This is a genomic window from Sphingomonas sp. LH128 (assembly GCF_000293195.2).
GTDB lineage: Bacteria > Pseudomonadota > Alphaproteobacteria > Sphingomonadales > Sphingomonadaceae > Novosphingobium > Novosphingobium resinovorum_A.
This window is the reverse complement of record NZ_ALVC01000284.1, coordinates 1-19,687: the sequence shown is the minus strand read 5'-3', so window position 1 is coordinate 19,687 and position 19,687 is coordinate 1. Positions and strand designations below refer to the sequence as shown.

The window sequence follows — 19,687 nt, the reverse complement described above, 5'->3', positions numbered from 1 at the left end:
GCCCCCGCCGAACTGGCGCTCGTCCACAACGGCATCATCGAGAACTTCAAGCCGCTGCGCGAGGCATTGGAATCGCGCGGGCGCACCTTCGAGAGCCAGACCGACACCGAAGTCGTCGCGCATCTGGTGTCCGAGCAGGTCGAAGCGGGCGTATCGCCGGAAGACGCCGTCAAGGCGGTCCTGCCGCAGCTGCGCGGCGCCTTCGCGCTGGCCATCGCCTTCCGCCGCTTCCCGGACATGCTGATCGGCGCCCGCCTCGGCTCGCCGCTGGTCGTCGGCTACGGGGATGGCGAGACCTACCTCGGATCGGACGCGCTGGCCCTCGCCCCGCTGACTCAGAAGATCACCTACCTCGAGGAAGGTGACTGGGTCGTCATCACCCGTGAGGGCGCGACGATCTACGACGCCGACAACAATCCGGTGACGCGCGAAGTCGTCACCTCCGGCGCGTCGGCCGTGGCGATCGAGAAGGGCAATTTCCGCCACTTCATGCAGAAGGAAATCTTCGAGCAGCCCACCGTGGTCGCCCAGACGCTGCGCAGCTATCTGCGCCAGGTCGACCAGTCGGTAGCGCTGCCGCAGATCGATTTCGACCTCGGTTCGGTCAAGCGCATCACCATCGTCGCCTGCGGCACCAGCTTCTACGCCGGCATGGTCGCGAAGTACTGGATCGAGACTTTCGCCCGAGTACCCGTCGATATCGACGTGGCCAGCGAGTTCCGTTACCGCGACCCGGTTCTGGAAGACGGCGGCCTCGCCCTCTTCATCTCGCAGTCGGGCGAGACGGCCGACACCCTCGCCGCGCTCAAGCATTGCAAGGCGGCCGGGCAGACCATTGCCGTCGTCGTCAACGTGCCCACCAGCACGATGGCGCGCGAGGCGGACCTGCTGCTGCCGACCCACGCCGGTCCGGAGATCGGCGTCGCCTCGACCAAGGCCTTCACCTGCCAGCTGGCGGTGCTTGCCGCCCTTGCCGCGCATCTGGCGGTCAAGCGCGGGCGGATGGACCGCGCTGAGGAAGCGGAAGTCGTCCAGCACCTGCTCGCCACACCCGCGAGCCTCAACGCCGCGCTCGACCACGACGAGGAAATCGCGGCCATGGCGCACCTCATCGCCCCGGCGCGCGATGTGCTTTACCTCGGGCGTGGGCCGGACTATCCGCTGGCTCTCGAAGGCGCATTGAAGCTCAAGGAAATCAGCTATATCCATGCGGAAGGTTATGCTTCAGGTGAAATGAAGCACGGCCCCATCGCGCTCATCGACGAGGCGGTGCCGGTGATCGTCCTCGCCCCTTCGGGTCCGCTGTTCGAGAAGACCGTCAGCAACATGCAGGAGGTGCGCGCACGCGGCGGCAAGGTGGTGCTGATCTCCGACGCGGAAGGCATCGCCGAGGCGGGCGAAGGCTGCATCGCGACCATCGAGATGCCGCGTGTCCACCCTTTGATCGCCCCGCTGGTCTACGCGGTGCCGGTGCAACTCCTCGCCTATCACGTCGCCTGCGTGAAGGGCACCGACGTCGACCAGCCGCGCAACCTCGCCAAGAGTGTCACGGTCGAGTGAACGCGAAGGCGCGCGGTTGGCGAACCGCGCGCCCTTGCCTCACATCGAAGGCGCGTAACCGCCGTTGAGCGGATAGGTCTGCCCCGTGATCCACTCCGCCGCGTCGGAGCACAGGAACGTCACGAGCGCGGCGACATCGTCGGACTTGCCGTAGCGGCGGATCGTGTAGCGGGCCATCTGCGCCTTGGCGTGATCGCCCTGCATGACTTCGGCGAGCTTTTCCGCAGGCATGTCCGGCATCAGCGAGGACAGCGAGACGGCGTTGCTGGTCACGTTGTAGCGCCCGAGTTCCTTGGCGATCGAGCGCACGAAACCCTGCGCCCCCGCCTTGGCCGAGGCATAGACCGCGAGCTTGGGCTCACCCACGCGGCCTGAATCCGAAACTATGGTGACGATGCGGCCCTTCTTCGCCGCCACCATGTTCGGAATGAACGCAAAGCAGGCATTGTAGACGCCGTAGAGGTTGGTGCGCAGATAGCGGTCCCAGGCCGAGGGCTCCTCCTCCCAGAAGTTGAGGGTCGGACGCAGCGAGCCTCCCGGCCCGGCCATCCCGGCATTGTTGACCAGGATCGTCGCGGCGCCGAGCTTGTCCCTGATCGCGGCATCCGCGCCGCGGATCGCATCGAGATCGCCGACATCGAACGGCACCGCCAGCGCCGGCACGCCCATCGCGCGGATTTCCTCGGCCACGGCTTCTGCGCGTTCGGGCACGAAATCGTTCACTGCGATGCCGCCCGCATTGTGGCGCGCCAGTTCCAGCGCGATCCCGCGTCCCGCGTTCTGCCCGGCGCCGGTGACCACCGCCACTTGTCCACCAAGGTCGAGTAGATCGTGTTCGCTCATTTCATCCCGCTCCCATGTTGCATGCGCATTAGATAGTATTTACTATCTTTATCTGCGAGTCCCTTGGCACTGCCCGTATCCGCCGATCATCCCGGCGATGCCCGCATGCCATCCGACCCGAGTGAATAAGGTGCGGCGGTGCTTGCCAAGAGCCGGAAGGCCGAAGCGTCCCGAATATCGCGGCGACGCTGGCGATACCGCCCGAGGGAGAGGAGAAGAGATGTTCGAGGAATTCGACCTGACCGGACGCGTGGCGCTGGTGACCGGCGGCGGCACCGGCATCGGCCGGGCCATCGCGCTGCTGCTGGCCCGGCGCGGCGCGGACATTGCTGTGGCGGGTCGCAAGCGCGCGCCGCTCGACGCGGTGGTGGCGGAGATCGAAGCGCTCGGCCGCAAGGGTCTGGCGGTAGAGGCCGACGTGCGCGAACTGGCGCCCGTACAGGCCATGGTCGAGACGGCAGCAGTGCATTTCGGGCGGCTCGACATCCTCGTCAACAACGCGGGCGGAGCCCATGGGCACGTCGGCATTGCGAAGATGGACCCGGCCAAATGGGACCGCGACATCGCGCTCAATCTCAATTCGGCGATGTATGCCTCGCAGGCGGCGTTTCCGCATTTGCGCAAGGTGAAGGGCTGCATCGTCAACGTGTCCTCGGTCGCCGGGATGCACGGAACACAGGGCGTGGCGGCCTATTCGGCGGCCAAGGCGGGCGTCCAGATGTTCACGCGCGTCGCGGCTGCCGAGTGGGGGCCAACAGGTGTGCGCGTCAACGCCGTCGCCCCCGGCATGACCGCGACCGAGAAGGCCCGCGCCGGATGGGAGAAGACCGGCTTCGACGCGGACAGCGCCGCGCATGTCTTTCCGCTGCGTCGCTACGGCCAGCCCGAGGACGTGGCACAGCTCGTCGGCTTCCTCGTCAGCGATGCGGCGAGCTACATCACCGGCGAAGCCATCGCCGTCGCGGGCGGACCGGTTCTGGGCGGAATGGTCAGGATCGACGATTGAGAAGTCCGGGCACTGACCATTAGCACCCGCTCATAATTCGTCATTGCGAGCGAAGCGAAGCAATCCAGAGCAGTCTGAGACCGCCCTGGATTGCTTCGCTTCGCTCGCAATGACGAGATGAGAGTGGAATATTCCTAGAGCTTCGCTTCCATCTCGGCGAGTTCGGAGCGCAGCCACATCGTTTCCGACAGATTGCGTCCGCCGCTCTCGGCCAGCAAGACTTCATGCGCGGCCTTGCGGACGGCGATGGCCTCGGCGTTGGTCGGTTCCGCGCCGAGGGCTATGTCGGTGAGGTGCACGGCTTCCAGCGCCGCGCCGCCGTCCAGCTTCTCCTGCGCCCGCCGGGCAAGGTTTGCCGCCCCGCCCGCCAGTTCGACAAGGTCCGCATCGATGCTGCTGCGCGGCACGCCGTAGAGCGCGGTGGTGCCGTCCTCATAGTGCAGCCAGCCCGAATACTCGCGCCAGATCGACTTGACCGCCCAGTTCGCCTTGCCGTGAAATTCGCCGATCTCCAGCCCCTCGGGCCAGGCGAATTCACGCATCAGAGTGTGGACGTCCTTGCCCGCCTTCATGCCCTCCAGCGTATAGTCGCGTACATAGGAAACCGCAGCGTGCAACTTGTCGAGGTCGGCGCGGATGCGATCCTTGCCGACGATCGCCTCGCCGTGGCCGGTGACTACGATCTCCGCACCAAGATCGCGGATGGTCTCCAGCGACTTGAGGTAATTGCGCACCAGCCGCGGCTTGTCGCCGCGCAGGGTGTTGAGAAACGGCATCGACAGCCACACCGGACCGAAGACATTGCCGGTGAAGGCGATCTTCTCCTTCGGCAGCCAGACGGTGAGGCTGTCCACCGTCTCGCCCTCAGGCGTGGAGATCAGCTCGAAGGTGCGCCCGCCGAGTTCCAGCGTCAGGCGGCGATCGACGAGAATGTCCGGCACGACGTTCGGCGGCGGCTTCGGTGTCGAACCGCGCTTGAGCGTCGAGCCCCAGAGCTTGCGGCTTCTCGGCCCGAAGAAGGCCTGCAGGCCGTTCATGTCGGCCAAAGCCTCGTTGAAGCCGGGGCCGCCGATCACTTGCGTGCCGTCTTCGAGGAATTCCGGCAAGCCGCCGTAGTGGTCGGCATGGCTCTGCGTGAGGATCACGAAGGCGAGCGGCCCGGTCCGGTGCGGCGCCAGCAGGCGCTTGGTGCGCTCGCCATTGTCCATGAAGCCGGTGTTGACCATCACGTCGCCCTCGGCGGTAGTGACGAGATAGGCGTTGGAGATGTCGTTCGCCTGGAAGATGAAGTCGGTCACCCGGATCGCCTCGGCCTGCTCGTCGCCTGCGCGCACCAGTCCGGCCAGCTTGGGTCCTGCATCCTTTACGTCGCTCATTTCAGACCTCCTCGAAGCTGATCATGACCTTGGCGGACTGCGGGCTCGCCGCGATCTCCAGGCCCTTCATGACGTCGCGGAACGGCAGCTTGTGGCTGATCATCGCGGCGATCTTGTCCTTGAGGCGCGGCATGGCCGCGATCACCTCGGGCATTTCGGTGGGGTAGCCGACGGCGGTGGTGATGGTCATCTCGCTGGTCAGCATGCGGCCGACCGGGAACTCCAGCGGCTTCATGTAGGCGGCAGTGATGACGAGGCGCGCGTGGAACTTCGCCATCATGATCACTTGCGTCAGGATGTTCGGCGCCCCTGCCGCGTCTATGTACGCATCGGTGCCGACGCCCACGCGCCCATAGCTCGGTACTTCGCCATGAAGGCGCGCCAGTTCCGCGCGCAAGTCCACCTCGGCCGGGTTGAGCGCGGCCCGCACGCCGAGCGCCCGGGCGCGTTCCAGCCGCTCTTCCGAAAGGTCGAGCGCCACCACGTCGGTCACCCCGCGATCGATCAGCCACAGCAGCATGCCGAGCCCTATCGGCCCGCAGCCGAACACCACGACCTTGTCGCCGGGCTTCACCTCGGCCCGATTGACCCCGTGCATGGCAACCGCAAGCGGCTCGCACATGGCGGCGACGTCGTAGTCGATGCCGTCGGGGATCGGCAGGATCGATTCGCCCAGCCGCGCCTCGCGCACCAGCAATTCCTGTGTGAAGGCCCCTTCCGGGCCGCCGGAGCCGATGTTGCCCGGCGTCATCATCGGGTTGACGACCACCGGATCACCGACCGCGATGCCCTCGACCCCCGCGCCGACCTCGATCACCTCGCCCGCGCCTTCGTGGCCCAGCGCCGTCAGCGTGCCCGGCGTCGGAATGCCGCCGATCTTGATGTACGAAAGGTCGGAGCCGCAGATGCCCACCGACTTCATCTTCACCACCACGTCGAGCGGCCCCGTCGCGGGACGTTCATAAGGGTCGAGCCTGACATCGCCCGAGCCGTGGATCCTGAGCAGTTCCATACGCCTCTCTCCTTGCCGGTCCGCCGCGTTTACGGCCGGACCATGTATCCGCCGTCGATGGTGATCGTCTCACCGGTCATGAAGCTGCTGGCGTCCGAGCACAGGTAGGCACCGATGCCCTCGAAGTCGGCGGGAAAGCCGGTGCGCTTCATCGGTATCGTCGGGGCAAAGTGCTGCGCCACGGCATCGGCGCGGGCGCCCTCTCCCATCATCGGCGTGATGACGAGGCCCGGCGCCACCACGTTGGCGCGAATGCCGAGCGGGGCCAGTTCAATGGCAAGGCAGCGGATCGCCGCCGCCACCGCCGCCTTGGATGAGGCATATTCCATCTTCCCCGCAAGGCCCTGGAACAGCGAGAGCGAGCCGCAGGCGACAAGGCTTCCGCCCGATTCGTCCCCCGCCTCGACGCGCGCCTTCATCAGCCTCGCACCTTCGCGCAAGGTGAAGAAGGCGCCGTGCAGCGCGGTCTTCTGGAAGTCGTACCAGTGATCGGTCGGCATCTCGAAGACCGAGTTGTAGCGCGGCGAAGCCCCGGAATTCGCGAAGACGCAGTCCACCCGCCCGAAGTCGGCCATGACCGCCTCATAACCCTGGGCGATGTTCACCTCTTCCGAAACATCGACCTGATAGGCGACGACTTTCCCCGCACCGGCCGCTTCGAGTTCGGCCTTGGCCTTCGCGCTCTTCTCGGCGTTGCGCGCCCAGATCGCGAGGTCGCCGCCCATCTTCGCCACGCCCATCGCGAAGCCGAAGCCGATGCCGCCGTTACCGCCGGTCACCACCGTCACCTTGCCCGCGCAGTCGAACAGGCTTTTCGCCATCCTTGTCTTCCTCTGTCCCAAACCGTGCCATCATCGCGGCGTGTTCACCGGCGCGATGTTCCTCGCGAGAGGATTGCCCGGCAAGCGCGGCAGGCATAGAATTCGGGCCCTAACGTGGCGTCCGGGACACATTGCGGCCGACCTGCCGAAGATGACGCTGATGGAGATGAGGATGCCCGAGGCGCATCGTTCGAAGATGAGCATCGACGCGCAACTGGAAACGCGCGGCGTGATCGCGCAGATCGTGCGCTTCGACATTCCCGACCCGACAAACACCGTCCATGCGGTCGGCCGGGACTACCACGTCAACATGTGCCTCACCCCCCGTCCGCTGCAATCGCGCGGCGGCTATCGCAAGCGATGGGGACCGCACCGACTGGAACGGCTGGGCGACATCTTCGTGCTGCCGCCGGGCGAGGAACTCCACATCAAAGGCGGCACGGGGCGGCAGGCATCGCTGACCTGCACCATCGACGCGGGACTGGTCCACGACCTCGTCGGCCATCGCCTGACCTGGGACGATCCGCACCTTGCCGCCGCGCTCGACATCGGGAGTGCGCAGATTCGCGCGCTGCTGTTTCGCATCACCGCCGAAGTGCGCCACCCCGGCCTCGCTGCGCAGCGGATGCTGGGCTTCCTCGGCAGCGAACTGGCGATCGAACTGGGGCGCCATTGCCTTGAGGTGACCGAGCGGCCCGTCACCGGCGGTCTCTCCGGCTGGCGGCTGCGGCTGATCGACGAGCGCCTTGCCGACGACCTCGCCGCCCCCTCGCTTGAAGAACTGGCGAAGCTGTGCGCCCTGTCGGTGCGCCAACTCACGCGGGGGTTCCGTGTCAGCCGCGCCTGTTCGATCGGCGACTACATCGAGCAGCGCCGCATGGAGGCCGCCAAGCGCCTGCTGATGGAGGGCGAGAGCGTGAAGACCATCGCTTTCACCATGGGGTTCTCCTCTCCCTCCAGCTTCACTTTCGCCTTCCGCCGCGCCGTGGGAGCCAGCCCCAGCACCTTCCGCCAGAGGCAGGGGCGCGTCCTCACCGAGCCTGTCGGGTCTTGACCCGAATTCGACAGAAGGTCTGGTTTTGACGGGTCATCCGCGTTGCCACGGCGGGGCATCGACAGGTTATCTCGTGCCCATGAAAGGCCGACCGATCGGCCGCCGGGAAGAGGACGACCACACCATGGCCACCACCGCCACCACCACTGAGCACCATCTGGGCTATGCCCTCGTCGAGCAGGCGATGAAGGAAACCGGGATCGACAGCTTCGACAACGACAGCTGGCGCGAGGGCTTCGACGTCTTCACCCAGTCGTTCAACGAAGGCATCGCCAAGGGCTGGATGAGCGAAGGCGGCATCGCCCGCGCCCGGAACGACACGCTGCATTACCTACGCGGCCGCCTCAAGGTCTCGCAATACCTGCGCGAGAATCCGGAACTGCTACAGTGCCCTGTCGAGCGCCCGGTCTTCGTCATGGGCGTGCCGCGCACCGGCACCACGCTGATGTCGAACCTGCTGGCCGCCGACCCGGCGCGCCGCTCGCCGCTGACCTGGGAGATCGACGATCCGGTGCCGCCGGTCACCTCGAACGCCCTGCTGACGACCGACCCGCGCGCGACCACCCGGCTCGCGCAGGAGAAGGCCGCGCTGGAAGCCAATCCGGCCATGGGCAAGTACTATCGCGGCTCGGCGGTCTATCCCAACGAGTGCGTGTTCTTCATGGCGCACGATTTCAAGACACTGATGATCGAGTCCAAGGGCAAGCTGCCGCTCTACAAGGACTTCATCTTCTCGTGCGACATGACCAGCGCCTACGAGTACCACAAGAAGTTCCTGCAGGTTCTGCAGCAGCACACCACCGGCGTCTGGAACGTCAAGAAGCCCAGCCACTCGCTGTGGCTGGAGACGATCTTCAAGGTCTATCCCGACGCCCGCGTGATCTGGACCCACCGCGATCCCTTCACCGCGACGGGGTCGCTGTGCTCGGTGATCTCGCTCAGCCATCAGGCGCACATGGGCCGGATCGATGCGGAGTGGCTGGCCGAGGACTACCCCTGGCAGGCGGCCGAGCACGCCAACCGCATCATGGATTTCCGCGACAAGTACGGCGAGGACAAGATCATCGACGTCCACTACGCCGACATCGTCGAGGACCCGGTCGCCGCAACGAAGAAGGTCTACGCGGCGCTGGGCGACGAATGGACCGCCGAGGCCGAGGCCGGAGTCCAGAAGTGGGTGGACGACAACCCGCAGGACAAGTTCGGCCGCCACGAATACAAGCTGGCGCAATACGGGCTGAGCAAGGAGGCGCTGGAGCCGCTGTTCGAGCGCTACCTGTCACGCTACGACGTCGCGCGGGAGGGCTGAGATGCTCGAAGGGCTGCACTACCAGAACGCTTATATCTGCGACGATCTGGAGGCGGGTATCGACCTGTTCCGAGGGCGCGGGCTGGAAAAGGAACCGACGATCATACCGGTCGACCAGACCGTGCTGACGCCCTCGGGGCCGAAGCGCCAGAAAAGCCGCATCTGCTTCATCTGGATCGGCGACCTGCAATATGAACTGATCGAGAGCGAGATCGACGAGGTCGGCATCTTTGCCAACTGCCTGTCGAATGGCGGCCCCTTGCGCTTCCATCACATCTGCTTCCGGGTGCCCGACTGGGCCGACTTCCGCTCCCGGGTGGACGCGCAGGAATTCCCGATCGCGATGGAGCGCGACTTGTCGGGCGAGCCGGAGGGCGGACTGAAATTCCTGTACCTCGATGCGCGCAAGGTCTTCGGGCACTACATCGAATATACCTGGATGCCCGAGCCGATGTGGCAGCATATCCGGGCGATGTGAGAACCGGGCTGGCGTTGTAACGCCGGGGCTTCGACAAGCTCAGCCTGAGCGGGATCGGAGTTCATGATCGCCCTCACCTCTCTCGTCGTCATTCCCGCGAAGGCGGGAACCCATCTCCTGACGGTGCCTGCTGCATGAACATCAGATGGGTCCCCGCCTTCGCGGGGATGACGAACGATGGTTCAGTCAAACACGATCCCGCTATGAACCCCGCTCACCCTGAGCTTGTCGAAGGGTCAGGCCATCACTCCCACATCTCCATAAAGCGTCGTCCTCTGCCGCAGCTTGCGTCCGACGCTCTCCGCCGCCGCGCGCATGTCGGAAACCTCAGCCAGTTGCCCGTGCGAGGCTCCGGCCGCGCGGCTGATACTCTCGTCCATCAGCACGCCGCCAAGGTCGTTGGCGCCTGCCGCCAGCACCGCCGCCGCCCCGTCCATGCCCAGCTTGACCCATGAGACCTGTATCGAATCGATCGCCCCGTGCAGCGCCAACCGGGCGACCGCATGCATCATCACCGCCTCACGCCAGGTCGGCCCCTTGCGGCATTGGCCCTTGCGGTAGAACGGCGCCTCCATGTGGACGAGCGGCAGCGGCACGAACTCGGTGATACCGCCGGTGTCGAGTTGCAGCTCGCGCAAGGCCAGCAAATGCCGCGCCCAGTGCAGCGGACTTTCGAGGTGTCCGAACATGATCGTCGATGTGGTCGGCAGCCCCACCCGATGCGCCGAACCGACCACATCGAGCCATTCGGCGGTCGTCAGCTTGTCCGGGCAGATCTTCTCGCGAATATCGTCGCACAGGATTTCCGCCGCCGTACCGGGGAGCGAACCCAGCCCCGCATCGCGCAGCATGGACAGGTAATCCGAGACCGGCATCCCCAGCGTCCGGGCACCCTGGCTCACCTCCAGCGGCGAGAAGGCATGGACGTGCAGGTCCGGGCACGCATCCTTCACCGCGCGCAGGATCGAGAGGTAAGTCTCGCCGGTGTAGCGGGGATGGATCCCGCCCTGCAGGCAAACTTCGGTCGCTCCGCGCGCCACCGCCTCACGGGCCCGGCCGGCGATCTCCTCGAGGTCGAGGTCGTAGGGCTTGTCACGATAGCCCGCCTTGCTGCTGGTCTTCGAAAAGGCGCAGAACGAACAGGCATGCGTGCAGATGTTGGTGTAGTTGATGTTGCGGTTGACGACGTACGTGACGACGTCGCCGCGCACCTCGGCCCGCAAGGCGTCCGCCGCCTCCACCACCGCCTGCGCAGCACTGCCACGGGTTGCGAAAAGCGCGGCGATCTCTTCCTCGCCGAGTGCAAAGCCGCCTGCCGCGCGATCGAGTATCCGGTGCAGCCGCGCCGCCACCGGGCCGTCGTGCCGCATGCCAAGCGGCGCGTGCACCGTCCCCGGCGCGCGGTCCGTGATGCCGGGACTCCAGCGACTGTCGCGCCCCAGTCCATCGGCATCGGCAAGCCGCAGCACGGCGGGCCGGATCGCCGGATCGAGCCAGCCTTCCGCCTCGACGAAGCGCGGATAGATCGTCAACCGCTCTACCAGCGGCAGCCCGGCCCGGGCGCAGACGGCCTCAAGCCGCGCGATTTCGGGCCAGGGCGCCTCGGGGTTCACGTGATCGAGCGTCACCGGGGAGATGCCCCCCCAGTCGTCGATGCCTGCGTCGATCAGTTCGGCAAGACGCTCATCATTGAGGTTCGGCGGTGCCTGCACCGAGACTTCGTCCGGCAGCACGATCCGCGCGGCGGCGATGGTGCGCAGGAAGTCCGCCTCGCTCGCCTCGATAGCGCCGGACATCTTCGTGCCGGGCTTCGGGCAGAAATTCTGGACGATGACTTCCTGCAGGTGCCCATGCGCTTCGTGCAGGTCACGCAGAGCGATCAGCCCCTCGATCCGCTCGCGCGGGGTCTCGCCGATGCCGATGAGGACGCCGCTCGTGGTTGGCACCCGCGCCCGCCCAGCCGCCGCCAGCGACGCGAGACGAACCGCGGGGACCTTGTCCGGCGATCCATGATGGCACATGCCCTTGTCGAGCAGGCGCTCGGACGTACTCTCCAGCATCAGCCCGACCGATGCCGCGACCGGGCGCAGCATCCGCCAGTCGGCTTCCTCCAGAACCCCGGCATTGATATGCGGAAGCAGGCCCGTCTCTTCCAGAACCCGCTGCGCACAGTGGCGCACGTAGTCGATGGTGCGCGTGAAGCCGCGCTCCTCCAGCCACTCGCGCGCGGCTGCATAACGCCGCTCCGGCGCATCGCCGAGCGTGAACAGCGCTTCCTTGCAGCCCGCCGCGAGCCCGGCCCGCGCGATCTCCAGCACCTCTTCCTCGGTCAGATAAGGGGCATGCAGCCGGGAGGGCGTCGTCGCGAAGGTGCAGTAGTGGCATACGTCGGCGCAGAGCCGCGTCAGCGGGATGAAGACCTTGCGTGAATAGGTCATCCGTGCCGGTGTCAGCGCTCCGAAGCGGGTGTCGCGCCGCATCCGTGCCTCGGCGAGAACATCGTCCAGCGGCGCGGTGAGGAGTCGGGTTATCAGTGCGTCGTCGTCGCGTGCCATGGTCATCCTGTTTCGATACCGGCTGCGATCAGTGCTTCGCGCGCAAGCCTCTCCCGGTCACCGGCGTGGCACATGACTGTTGGGCAAACGGTGACCGAAAGGCCCCTCTCCCGCAAGCCCCCCGCATCGGCGGCATCGGCCTCGTCGATCACCAGATGGTCGAGAAGATCGCCCCGGTGATTGGAGTAGTGATCGGCGATCGAGGCGTTGGAAACGGGCCTGCCCAGTTCTCCCAACAACTTGCCGAGCGGACCCTTGATCGACGCGCCGCCGACCAGCGGCGATACCGCCACCACAGGAACTCGCCGCCGCACTAGTGCCTCGCGCACACCTTCGAGACTGAGGATCGGATCGACGCTGAGGTACGGATTCGAGGGGCAAATGACGATGGCGGCAAGGTCGTCGCGGGCCAGTGCCTCGGCGAATGCGGGCGATGGCGCAGCACCGGGAACGCCGTCGAACCGCACCCCGGTGGCCACCGGCCGGCACTGCTCGGCGACGAAATAGCGCTGGAAGTCCAGCCACCCCTGCGCGGTGCCGACCTGGGTGCGCACGGGGGCATCGCTCATGGGAACTATCGCGTGCGCGATACCGAGTTCGCGCGTCAGCCGCGTGGTCACCTGCGACAAGGTATCGCCCGCGCGCAGCCGCCAGGACCGGGCGATGTGCATCCCCATGTCGCGATCGCCGAGGTTGAACCAGTCCGCCTCGCCCAGCGCGCGCAGCATGGCCATGGCCTGCCATGTCTCGTCCTTCACGCCCCAGCCGCGCACCGTGTCGTTGAGCCCCGCGAGTGCGTAAGTTACCGAATCGATGTCCGGGCAGATCGTCAGGCCAAGGTGCTCGAAGTCGTCCCCGGTATTGACCACAATGGTGAGGTCTTCCGGCGCGAGCACTGCCGCCAGCCCCGCCGCCAGCTTAGCCCCGCCGACACCGCCGCTGAGAGCGAGTACGTGCTTGCCCGTCATCGAAACATGTCCTGTTCCACTGGACGCAGGCCGCTCACCGCACCCGGTCCGTCATCCTCGCAGGTCCAGCGGCCTGCGCCCCGCACGATGGCGACCGGCGTGCCTTCGTCCCCCTCGCCCATGACCAACGTCGCCATAGCTGCGATCGAGTCCGCCACCGCAATCACCGTCGCCTGCAGCGTGCGGCCGTAGAGATCGACGCCGCGCCCTCGGCGGTCCTCCAGCACGGCAAGCCCTGCGCAGCCGATCGCGGTGCCCACCGTGCCGATGCGCCATGCGCGGCCCATGGAGTCGGCGATCACCACCGCCACCCGCACGCCGCTGGCCTCGGCCAGTTCCGCGCGCAGGCGCCGCGCAGACGCATCGGGCTCGCACGGCCAGAGCAGCACCGTGCCCGCATCTCCGCCGGAGACATTGCTGGCGTCGATCCCGGCATTGGCAAGCACATGGCCGGTGCGATGCCGGGCGATGATCGCGGCGGGGTGCGGGCGCATGATCTCGGCGCTCTCGTCCAGGATCGCCTGCGCCATGGCAGGATCGCGCCCGGTCCGCTCCGCTAGAGCCTGCGCCTCGTCTCCCGGCTGCAGCGCTGCAAGGTCGATGGAACGCCCTTCGATCTTGGAGACGATCTTCTGCGCAACCACGCAGATATCGCCATCGCGTAAGCCGTCACCCTCGGCCGCGAGCGCGGTGCAAATCGCTTGCGCAATAGACTGCCCCGCGGCGAACATGGGCAATCCGGCAAGCGGTCGTACTGTAAGTTCTCGAAGAGCGTTCATCCTGTTCTCCCGAACGACACCTTAGGTCCGCCCCCGACAACGACAATCCAAAGACGCGAAACTTCGCGGGAGAGATAACAGGCATGGCAAGTATCGCGATCATCGGCGGCACCGGGGCACTCGGAAAAGGCATCGCACGCAGGCTCGTCGCGGCGGGGCACGCGGTGACGATCGGCTCGCGCTCCGCAGAGAAGGCACAGGCGACCGCCGAGGAACTGGGTGCCGCTGGCTATGCCGCCAACGCCGATGCGGCGGAAGGCAAGGACGTGGTGATCGTAACCGTGCCCCACGCCTCGCAGGGCGATACGCTGGCGCAGATCCGCGACCGGATCGGCGATGCGGTGGTCGTGGATACGACCGTACCCCTCGTCCCGCCCAAGGTCATGCGCGTCCAGCTTCCCGTCGAAGGCAGCGCCGCCGCGCAGGCGCGCGCGCATCTCGGCCCCGAGGCACGGCTGGTCACCGCCTTCCACAACGTCTCGGCGCATCACCTCGATTCCGACCATGCGATCGACTGCGACGTGCTGGTCTTCTCTGATGATGTCGCGGCCCGACAGACGGTGGTGGACTTGTGCCCCGGCATGGGCCTGCGCGGTCTGTCGGGTGGAGCGCTCGCCAACTCGGCGGCGGCGGAAGCGCTGACCTCGATCCTCATCTACATGAACAAGACCTACAAGGCCGACGGCGCGGGTATCCGCTTCACCAATCTGGCCGAAGCGCCCGCGATCCCATGACCATCTGGGCGCTCATCCCGGTCAAGGCACGAGGACGCGGCAAGACCCGCCTCGCCCCCGCGCTGCCCCCTCATGAGCGTGACAGGCTGGTCGAAGCGATGCTGTCGCGCGTGATCGAGGCGGCAGCGGGCGCGGTGGACCGTACGATCCTCCTGGGACCACCACGCGGCGCGTTGCCCTTCATCTTCGACGATGGTGACGGACTCAACGCGGCGCTGGAAAACGCGCTGGCAATCCTGTCGCGAGGTGCTCCGCCCGATCGACTGATCGTCATCGCGGGAGACCTGCCGCGCCTTGATGCACAGGACCTGCGCCAGCTTGCCGCCCTGCCCGCTTGCACACTCGGCATCGCCACCGATCGCCACGGCACCGGCACCAATGCGCTCTCGCTGCCCTTGCCCAAAGCGGCAGGCTTTCGCTTCCAGTACGGCGCCGGCAGCGCCGGACTCCACCGCGCGGCTGCGGAAACGCTGGGCCTGAACGCCGTGACGATCACGACGTCGGGTCTCGCGAAAGATATAGACGAGCCCGCCGACCTGGCCGATGCTGAACACCTGTTCGCTTTGGCGAACTGACCAGAGGCCGCACACGGCCCCGTAAAGCGGAGAGGCGAGTGCAGGCAAGCGACATCGACCTGACCGGGCAAGTGGCCTTCGTGACTGGCGGCGGCGGCGGCATCGGCCGCTCCATCGCGCTGTGCATGGCCGACATGGGCGCCGACGTGGCGATCATAGAGGCGATCCCGGAACGCTGCGCGCAAGTCACCGCGATGATCGAGGCGCGTGGCCGCAAGGCGCTGTGCATCCCCGGCAACGTCATGGACGTCGAGGCCCTGCAAGGCGCGATCGCGCGCACGGCGGACACTTTCGGACGGCTCGACGTGCTGGTGAACAACGCGGGCGGCGTGACCCGGCGCGGGTTCCTCGACCTCACCGAGAAGAACTGGCGTCGGCACATCGACCTCAACCTGGTCAGCAATCTCGCCGCGACACAGGCGGCAGTGCCGGTGATGATCGCCGGCGGGCGCGGCGGCGCGATCGTCAACGTCACCAGTATCGAGGCGAGCCGGGCGGCGCCGGGCTATGCCGTCTATGCCGCGTGCAAGGCAGGGATCAACAACCTCACCCGCACCCTCGCGCTCGAATTCGCCGAGCACGGTATCCGCGTGAACACCATCGCGCCCGACTACACGGTGACGCCCGGCACGCGCGGCCAATTTACCGGCCCGGTGGACGAGGCGACGTGGTTCCAGCCCAGCCCCGCGCAAGTCGAAAGCGCCCGCAAGCGCATTCCTGCAGGCCGCCCCGGAATCGACGAGGAATGCGGCCGCGTGGCGGTGTTCCTCGCCTCCCCGATAGCCAGCTACGTGACCGGCACCGTGATCCCGGTAGACGGAGGCTCGTGGGCCTCGGGCGGATGGGCGCGCGACCGTAACGAGGTCTGGATCCTGCCGCCTGAAGTCACCGAATAGCCAGAAACGAGAGAGCGATGACCTTCACCCTCAGCACCAGCCTGCCCTTCGACCACATCGACAAGCCGCAGGAATGGGGCACCATGGAAGCGCTGCACCAGATCGCGAAGGCGGTCGAGGCTGCGGGCTTTTACGCGGGCACCGTCACTGACCATCCGGTGCCCTCTTCGCGCTGGCTCGACAATGGCGGGCATTATGCGCAGGACCCCTTCGTCATGCTTTCGATGCTGGGCGCCGCCACGACCACGCTGCGACTGCAGACCAACATCCTGGTCCTGCCCTATCGCAACCCGTTCATCACCGCGCGCGCCGTATCGAGCCTCGACCACTTTACCGGCGGGCGCGTGATCCTCGGCCTTGGCGCGGGGTATATGAAGGCCGAATACAAGGCGCTGGGCGTCGATTTCGACAGCCGCAACGATATCATGGACGAATACATGAAGGCCATGAAGCTCGCCTGGACCGGCGAGGACTTCACATTCGAGGGCAATGGCTTCACCGCGCTCGGCAACCGTGTGCTGCCGACCCCGGCGCAAACCCCGCACCCGCCGCTGCTGGTGGGCGGCAATTCCAAGCGCGCCCTTCGCCGCGCGGTGGAACTGGGCGATGCCTGGCACCCGTTCTTCGTACCCAAAGCGATCACCGACACCGCCCGCACCGCCAATCTCGAAGGCGACGAGGACATCCTGGAAGCCATCGCCTACATGGCGGCGCATTGCGAGAAAGTCGGGCGCGAGACTCCGCCCAAGGTCATCGCATCCTCGACTTATTCGGTGAAAGCGGGCTGGAACGCGCAGGAGGCGCTGGACCATTTCGCCAACCTCAAGTCGCTCGGCGTCGATGGTTCCGGCGCGACGATCTACACCGAGACCCGCGCGGAATATCTCGAACAGGCGCAGAAGTTCGGGGAAGAGGTGATCGCGAAGATCGATTTCTGACGCTCTGGCCGCGCCAAGGCCCACCCCGCTGCGACTAGCTTCGCCTAAGGCTCAGCAAGTCTCGCTCCCCTCCCGCTTGCGGGAGGGGTTGGGAATGGGCTTGGCCCCTCAGCCCTGCACCGCCGCCAGCGCTTCGTGAAACGCGCGGACCGCCGCTTCCTCGTCGCCGTTCCAGACTGCGCCCGAAACCGCAAGAAAGTCCGCGCCCGCCCGCACGAGGTCACCGCAGTTTTCCGGAGTAATCCCACCGATGGCGACGCACGGAATCTCGAAGATCGACTGCCACCATTCCAACACGTCGAGACCAGCGATATGCTTGGTCACCTTCGTCGTGGTGGGGAAGAACGCACCGAACGCCACGTAGTCGGCGCCGTTCTCGCCCGCTTCCATGGCGAGGTGACGGCTGGCATTACAGGTCACGCCAATCTGCGCATCGCGGCCGAGCGCCTGACGTGCCTCCTCGACGCTGCCGTCCTCCTGCCCGAGATGCACGCCGTCCGCGCCGAGGCGCTTGGCAAGGCCGATCGAGTCGTTGACGATGAACGCGACCTCGCGGTCCGCGCAAATCTTCTGCAGCGGCTCGGCCAGACGCGCAGCCTCATGCTGGTCCACGTCCTTGACGCGGAACTGGAAGGCCGCGACCTCGCCTGCGTCGAGCGCGCGGGCCAGACGGTCGGGGAAGGCCCCGCCGACGTCGAGCGGCGAGATCAGATAGAGCTGCGTGGGTGCGCGCGGAATGTCGGCTTCGTCTTTCATGCGGGTGCTCTAGCCGCGCCGCGCCTCAACGCCAAGCGTTCCGAACACGCGGCGTTCGGGAACCGTTCAGGCGCCCGGGTGTTGCATCGCGCGCCATGAGGATACCGATAGCGCTCGCCCTGACCGGAGCCGCCCTTGCCGGCTGCACCGTCATACCCCCGGCCGATCCGGCCCGGATGCAACCATATCCACCGGCCTATCCGCAGGCGAGCGCTCCTCCGCCTCCCGCAGCGCCGCCGCCGTCAGCCCCTCCGGCCGCGAGCTATCCCGGCCCGGCAGTTACGCCGCCCTATACTCCCGCCCAGAGCTATCCCCCGCCGTCGGAACTGCCGGTCGCGACTCCCGAGCCCTCGCTGACTTACGCCGCGCTCGGCCAGACGGTAACCGTAGGCGGCCCGCGCATCACCCCGCTGGCGGTGCTGGAGGACAGCCGCTGCCCGATGAACGCCCGCTGCGTCTGGGGCGGGCAGGTCCGCCTGCGCGTACGCATCGACAGCGGGCGCGGCGGCGAAGTCGAGGTGACATCGGGCAAGCCGGTGACGGTCGCCGACGGCACGCTCGAATTGGTCGAGGTCCAGCCGGACAAGGTCGCGGGCGGTGACAACCACGGCACCGTCGCGCAGTCGGCCTATCGCTTCGGCTTCCGCTTCATGGGCGGCTACTGAGCCCACGAAAAAGGCGGCGCCCTTTCGAGCGCCGCCTCTTCCTGTCCGGTCCCGAAGGATCAGGCCGCTGCGGCAGCCTCGGCCTTCTGGGTCGAACCGAGGTAGATCGCGTCGATCGCCTCGCCCAGTGCCGCGTCGAATTCCGCGTCGCTCATCTGCGAGCGCAGGTCCGAGAGCAGCGCACGGCTGAAGCTGGCGATGATGCCCTTGTTTTTCGCCAGTTCGACGCAGGCTTCGGGACGCGCATAGCCGCCCGACAGCGCCACCACGCGCAGCACCTTGGGGTGATCGATCAGCGGATCGAACGTGCCCGGCACGATCGGCAGCGAGAGCTTGAGCATGACCTGCTGGCCCTCGGGCAGCGCGTCGAGGTTCTTGAGGATCTCGGCGAGCAGGATCGCGTCGCACTCGGCGCGGGTCTCGCTCTTGATGTTCACTTCAGGCTCGATGATCGGCATCATGCCGTGCGAGAGCACCTGTGCGCCGATCTCGAACTGCTGCTTGACGACGGCGGCGATGCCCTCGGCATTGGCCGAGTTGATGACCGAGCGCTCCTTGGTGCCGTAGACGCCCAGCGCCTTCGAGCGCGCAAGCAGCTCGTCCAGCGTCGGCATCGGCTTCATCAGCTGAACGCCGTTGGCCTCATCCTCCAGGCCCTTGTCGATCTTGATGAAGGGGACCACGCCCTTGGCGATCAACGCCTGCGGGGTGGGCACGCCATCGACGGTGCCGTCCATGGTGCGTTCGAACAGGATCGCGCCGATGACCTTCTCCCCCGAGAACACCGACGACGAAATGATGCGCGCGCGCATCTCGTGGATGAGACCGAACATCTCCTCCTCGGTCGACCAGGCATCCTCCTCGATACCGTAGCCCTTGAGCGCCTTGGGCGTCGAACCGCCGCTCTGGTCGAGTGCGGCGATAAAGCCGTCACCGTCGGCCATCTTGGCCGTCATTTCCGAATACTGCATGGTTTCTCCTCCTGAGTTGTTCGGCAACTTGAAATAAAGCCTACGCTGCGCTCCCTCTGTTCGCAACTGCGGCATCTGTCATTAGGGGGTCAATTCGGTATAGCGCGCGGCGGCACGTGTCGCGCCCTCGCGTGCAGCATGACGTTCAGGCGCCGGCGCAGCGGAATGTCCACGAAGCGCACGCAAAGCCAGCCGAGCCCGACGCAGGCGGCAAGGTAGACCGCGCCCATCAGCACCTCGTTCCAGCCGAGATCGTCCTTGAAGTAGCGCAGCGGCTCCATCAGCGCCCAGTGCACGGCATAGACCGCGTAGGACACTTCGCCGAGGAACCACGCCACCGGCATCAGTACACGCGAAGGTTCGCCGCGCGAGCCCAGCCAGACCAGCAGCG

At 66.6% G+C, this 19,687-nt stretch carries 19 protein-coding genes and 1 pseudogene; 10 read left to right on the top strand and 10 right to left on the bottom strand.

Translation table 11 applies throughout. The features are described from left to right. On the top strand, positions 1-1,560 hold a 1,560-nt coding region (glmS, locus tag LH128_RS20910), incomplete at its 5' end, for a glutamine--fructose-6-phosphate transaminase (isomerizing) (protein WP_008831678.1). Positions 1,561-1,599: 39 nt separating this feature from the next. On the opposite strand, the gene LH128_RS20905 is transcribed toward glmS, so the two are convergent. Continuing rightward, complete coding sequence (locus LH128_RS20905; protein ID WP_008831677.1) at positions 1,600-2,403, bottom strand: SDR family NAD(P)-dependent oxidoreductase; 804 nt, start codon at positions 2,401-2,403, stop codon at positions 1,600-1,602. A gap of 220 nt (positions 2,404-2,623) precedes the next feature. Between LH128_RS20905 and LH128_RS20900 the strand changes: the two genes are divergently transcribed. Next, positions 2,624-3,409: an SDR family NAD(P)-dependent oxidoreductase gene (locus LH128_RS20900; RefSeq protein ID WP_008831676.1), complete on the top strand. Its 786-nt coding sequence runs from the start codon at positions 2,624-2,626 to the stop codon at positions 3,407-3,409. 134 nt (positions 3,410-3,543) lie between these two features. Here LH128_RS20900 and LH128_RS20895 read toward each other — a convergent pair whose 3' ends face one another. Genes LH128_RS20895 through LH128_RS20885 form a run of 3 tightly spaced genes read right to left on the bottom strand, consistent with a single transcriptional unit; the run spans position 3,544 to position 6,618 of the window. Then, positions 3,544-4,785 carry an MBL fold metallo-hydrolase gene (locus tag LH128_RS20895; protein ID WP_008831675.1) on the bottom strand — a complete coding sequence of 414 codons (1,242 nt, stop codon included), beginning with the start codon at positions 4,783-4,785 and terminating at the stop codon, positions 3,544-3,546. Position 4,786: 1 nt separating this feature from the next. Continuing rightward, a complete protein-coding gene (locus LH128_RS20890) occupies positions 4,787-5,797 on the bottom strand; it encodes a zinc-dependent alcohol dehydrogenase (RefSeq protein WP_008831674.1) in 1,011 nt (336 codons plus the stop codon). A gap of 29 nt (positions 5,798-5,826) precedes the next feature. Further along, entirely contained in the window at positions 5,827-6,618 is a 792-nt protein-coding gene (locus LH128_RS20885; RefSeq protein WP_008831673.1) for an SDR family NAD(P)-dependent oxidoreductase, read from the bottom strand. Positions 6,619-6,790: 172 nt separating this feature from the next. Here LH128_RS20885 and LH128_RS20880 point away from each other — a divergent pair, with 172 nt between their 5' ends. The 3 genes from LH128_RS20880 (at position 6,791) to LH128_RS20870 (ending at position 9,459) form a co-directional block, all read left to right on the top strand. Further along, positions 6,791-7,672, top strand: coding sequence for a helix-turn-helix transcriptional regulator (locus LH128_RS20880; protein ID WP_036523390.1), 882 nt, complete (start codon positions 6,791-6,793; stop codon positions 7,670-7,672). A 79-nt stretch (positions 7,673-7,751) separates the two neighbouring features. Continuing rightward, entirely contained in the window at positions 7,752-8,981 is a 1,230-nt protein-coding gene (locus LH128_RS20875; RefSeq protein ID WP_008831671.1) for a sulfotransferase family protein, read from the top strand. 1 nt (position 8,982) lies between these two features. After that, positions 8,983-9,459, top strand: a complete 477-nt coding sequence (locus LH128_RS20870; protein WP_008831670.1) for a VOC family protein — start codon at positions 8,983-8,985, stop codon at positions 9,457-9,459. A 236-nt stretch (positions 9,460-9,695) separates the two neighbouring features. Here LH128_RS20870 and cofH read toward each other — a convergent pair whose 3' ends face one another. The 3 genes from cofH to cofE are packed head-to-tail and all read right to left on the bottom strand — an operon-like array spanning position 9,696 to position 13,761. Next, positions 9,696-12,014: a 5-amino-6-(D-ribitylamino)uracil--L-tyrosine 4-hydroxyphenyl transferase CofH gene (gene cofH / locus LH128_RS20865; RefSeq protein ID WP_008831669.1), complete on the bottom strand. Its 2,319-nt coding sequence runs from the start codon at positions 12,012-12,014 to the stop codon at positions 9,696-9,698. 2 nt (positions 12,015-12,016) lie between these two features. Then, positions 12,017-12,982, bottom strand: a complete 966-nt coding sequence (gene cofD, locus LH128_RS20860) for a 2-phospho-L-lactate transferase (RefSeq protein WP_008831668.1) — start codon at positions 12,980-12,982, stop codon at positions 12,017-12,019. Next, positions 12,979-13,761, bottom strand: a complete 783-nt coding sequence (cofE, locus tag LH128_RS20855; RefSeq protein ID WP_037520630.1) for a coenzyme F420-0:L-glutamate ligase — start codon at positions 13,759-13,761, stop codon at positions 12,979-12,981. The genes cofD and cofE overlap by 4 nt, the downstream gene beginning before the upstream one ends. A gap of 83 nt (positions 13,762-13,844) precedes the next feature. Here cofE and npdG point away from each other — a divergent pair, with 83 nt between their 5' ends. Genes npdG through LH128_RS20835 form a run of 4 tightly spaced genes read left to right on the top strand, consistent with a single transcriptional unit; the run spans position 13,845 to position 16,904 of the window. Then, complete coding sequence (npdG, locus tag LH128_RS20850) at positions 13,845-14,495, top strand: NADPH-dependent F420 reductase (RefSeq protein WP_008831666.1); 651 nt, start codon at positions 13,845-13,847, stop codon at positions 14,493-14,495. Then, on the top strand, positions 14,492-15,070 hold the full coding sequence (gene cofC / locus LH128_RS20845) for a 2-phospho-L-lactate guanylyltransferase (protein ID WP_008831665.1): 579 nt from the start codon (positions 14,492-14,494) through the stop codon (positions 15,068-15,070). Before npdG ends, cofC begins: the two co-directional genes overlap by 4 nt. A 38-nt stretch (positions 15,071-15,108) precedes the next feature. Next, positions 15,109-15,966 carry an SDR family NAD(P)-dependent oxidoreductase gene (locus LH128_RS20840; protein WP_008831664.1) on the top strand — a complete coding sequence of 286 codons (858 nt, stop codon included), beginning with the start codon at positions 15,109-15,111 and terminating at the stop codon, positions 15,964-15,966. Between the two features lie 17 nt (positions 15,967-15,983). Further along, positions 15,984-16,904 (top strand): TIGR03619 family F420-dependent LLM class oxidoreductase, encoded by a 921-nt coding sequence (locus LH128_RS20835; protein WP_008831663.1) that lies wholly within the window; start codon positions 15,984-15,986, stop codon positions 16,902-16,904. A 108-nt stretch (positions 16,905-17,012) separates the two neighbouring features. On the opposite strand, the gene thiE is transcribed toward LH128_RS20835, so the two are convergent. Continuing rightward, positions 17,013-17,660 (bottom strand): thiamine phosphate synthase, encoded by a 648-nt coding sequence (thiE, locus tag LH128_RS20830; protein ID WP_008831662.1) that lies wholly within the window; start codon positions 17,658-17,660, stop codon positions 17,013-17,015. Positions 17,661-17,755: 95 nt separating this feature from the next. On the opposite strand from thiE, the gene LH128_RS20825 reads away from it, so the two are divergent. Then, a complete protein-coding gene (locus LH128_RS20825) occupies positions 17,756-18,325 on the top strand; it encodes a hypothetical protein (protein ID WP_036522773.1) in 570 nt (189 codons plus the stop codon). A gap of 59 nt (positions 18,326-18,384) precedes the next feature. Here the strand turns inward: LH128_RS20825 and LH128_RS20820 are convergent, their stop codons facing one another. Both LH128_RS20820 and LH128_RS20815 read right to left on the bottom strand, forming a co-directional pair. Next, positions 18,385-19,296, bottom strand: coding sequence for a fructose bisphosphate aldolase (locus tag LH128_RS20820; protein ID WP_008831660.1), 912 nt, complete (start codon positions 19,294-19,296; stop codon positions 18,385-18,387). 89 nt (positions 19,297-19,385) lie between these two features. Next, positions 19,386-19,687 (bottom strand): annotated as a pseudogene (locus LH128_RS20815) (acyltransferase family protein); the annotation flags it as partial.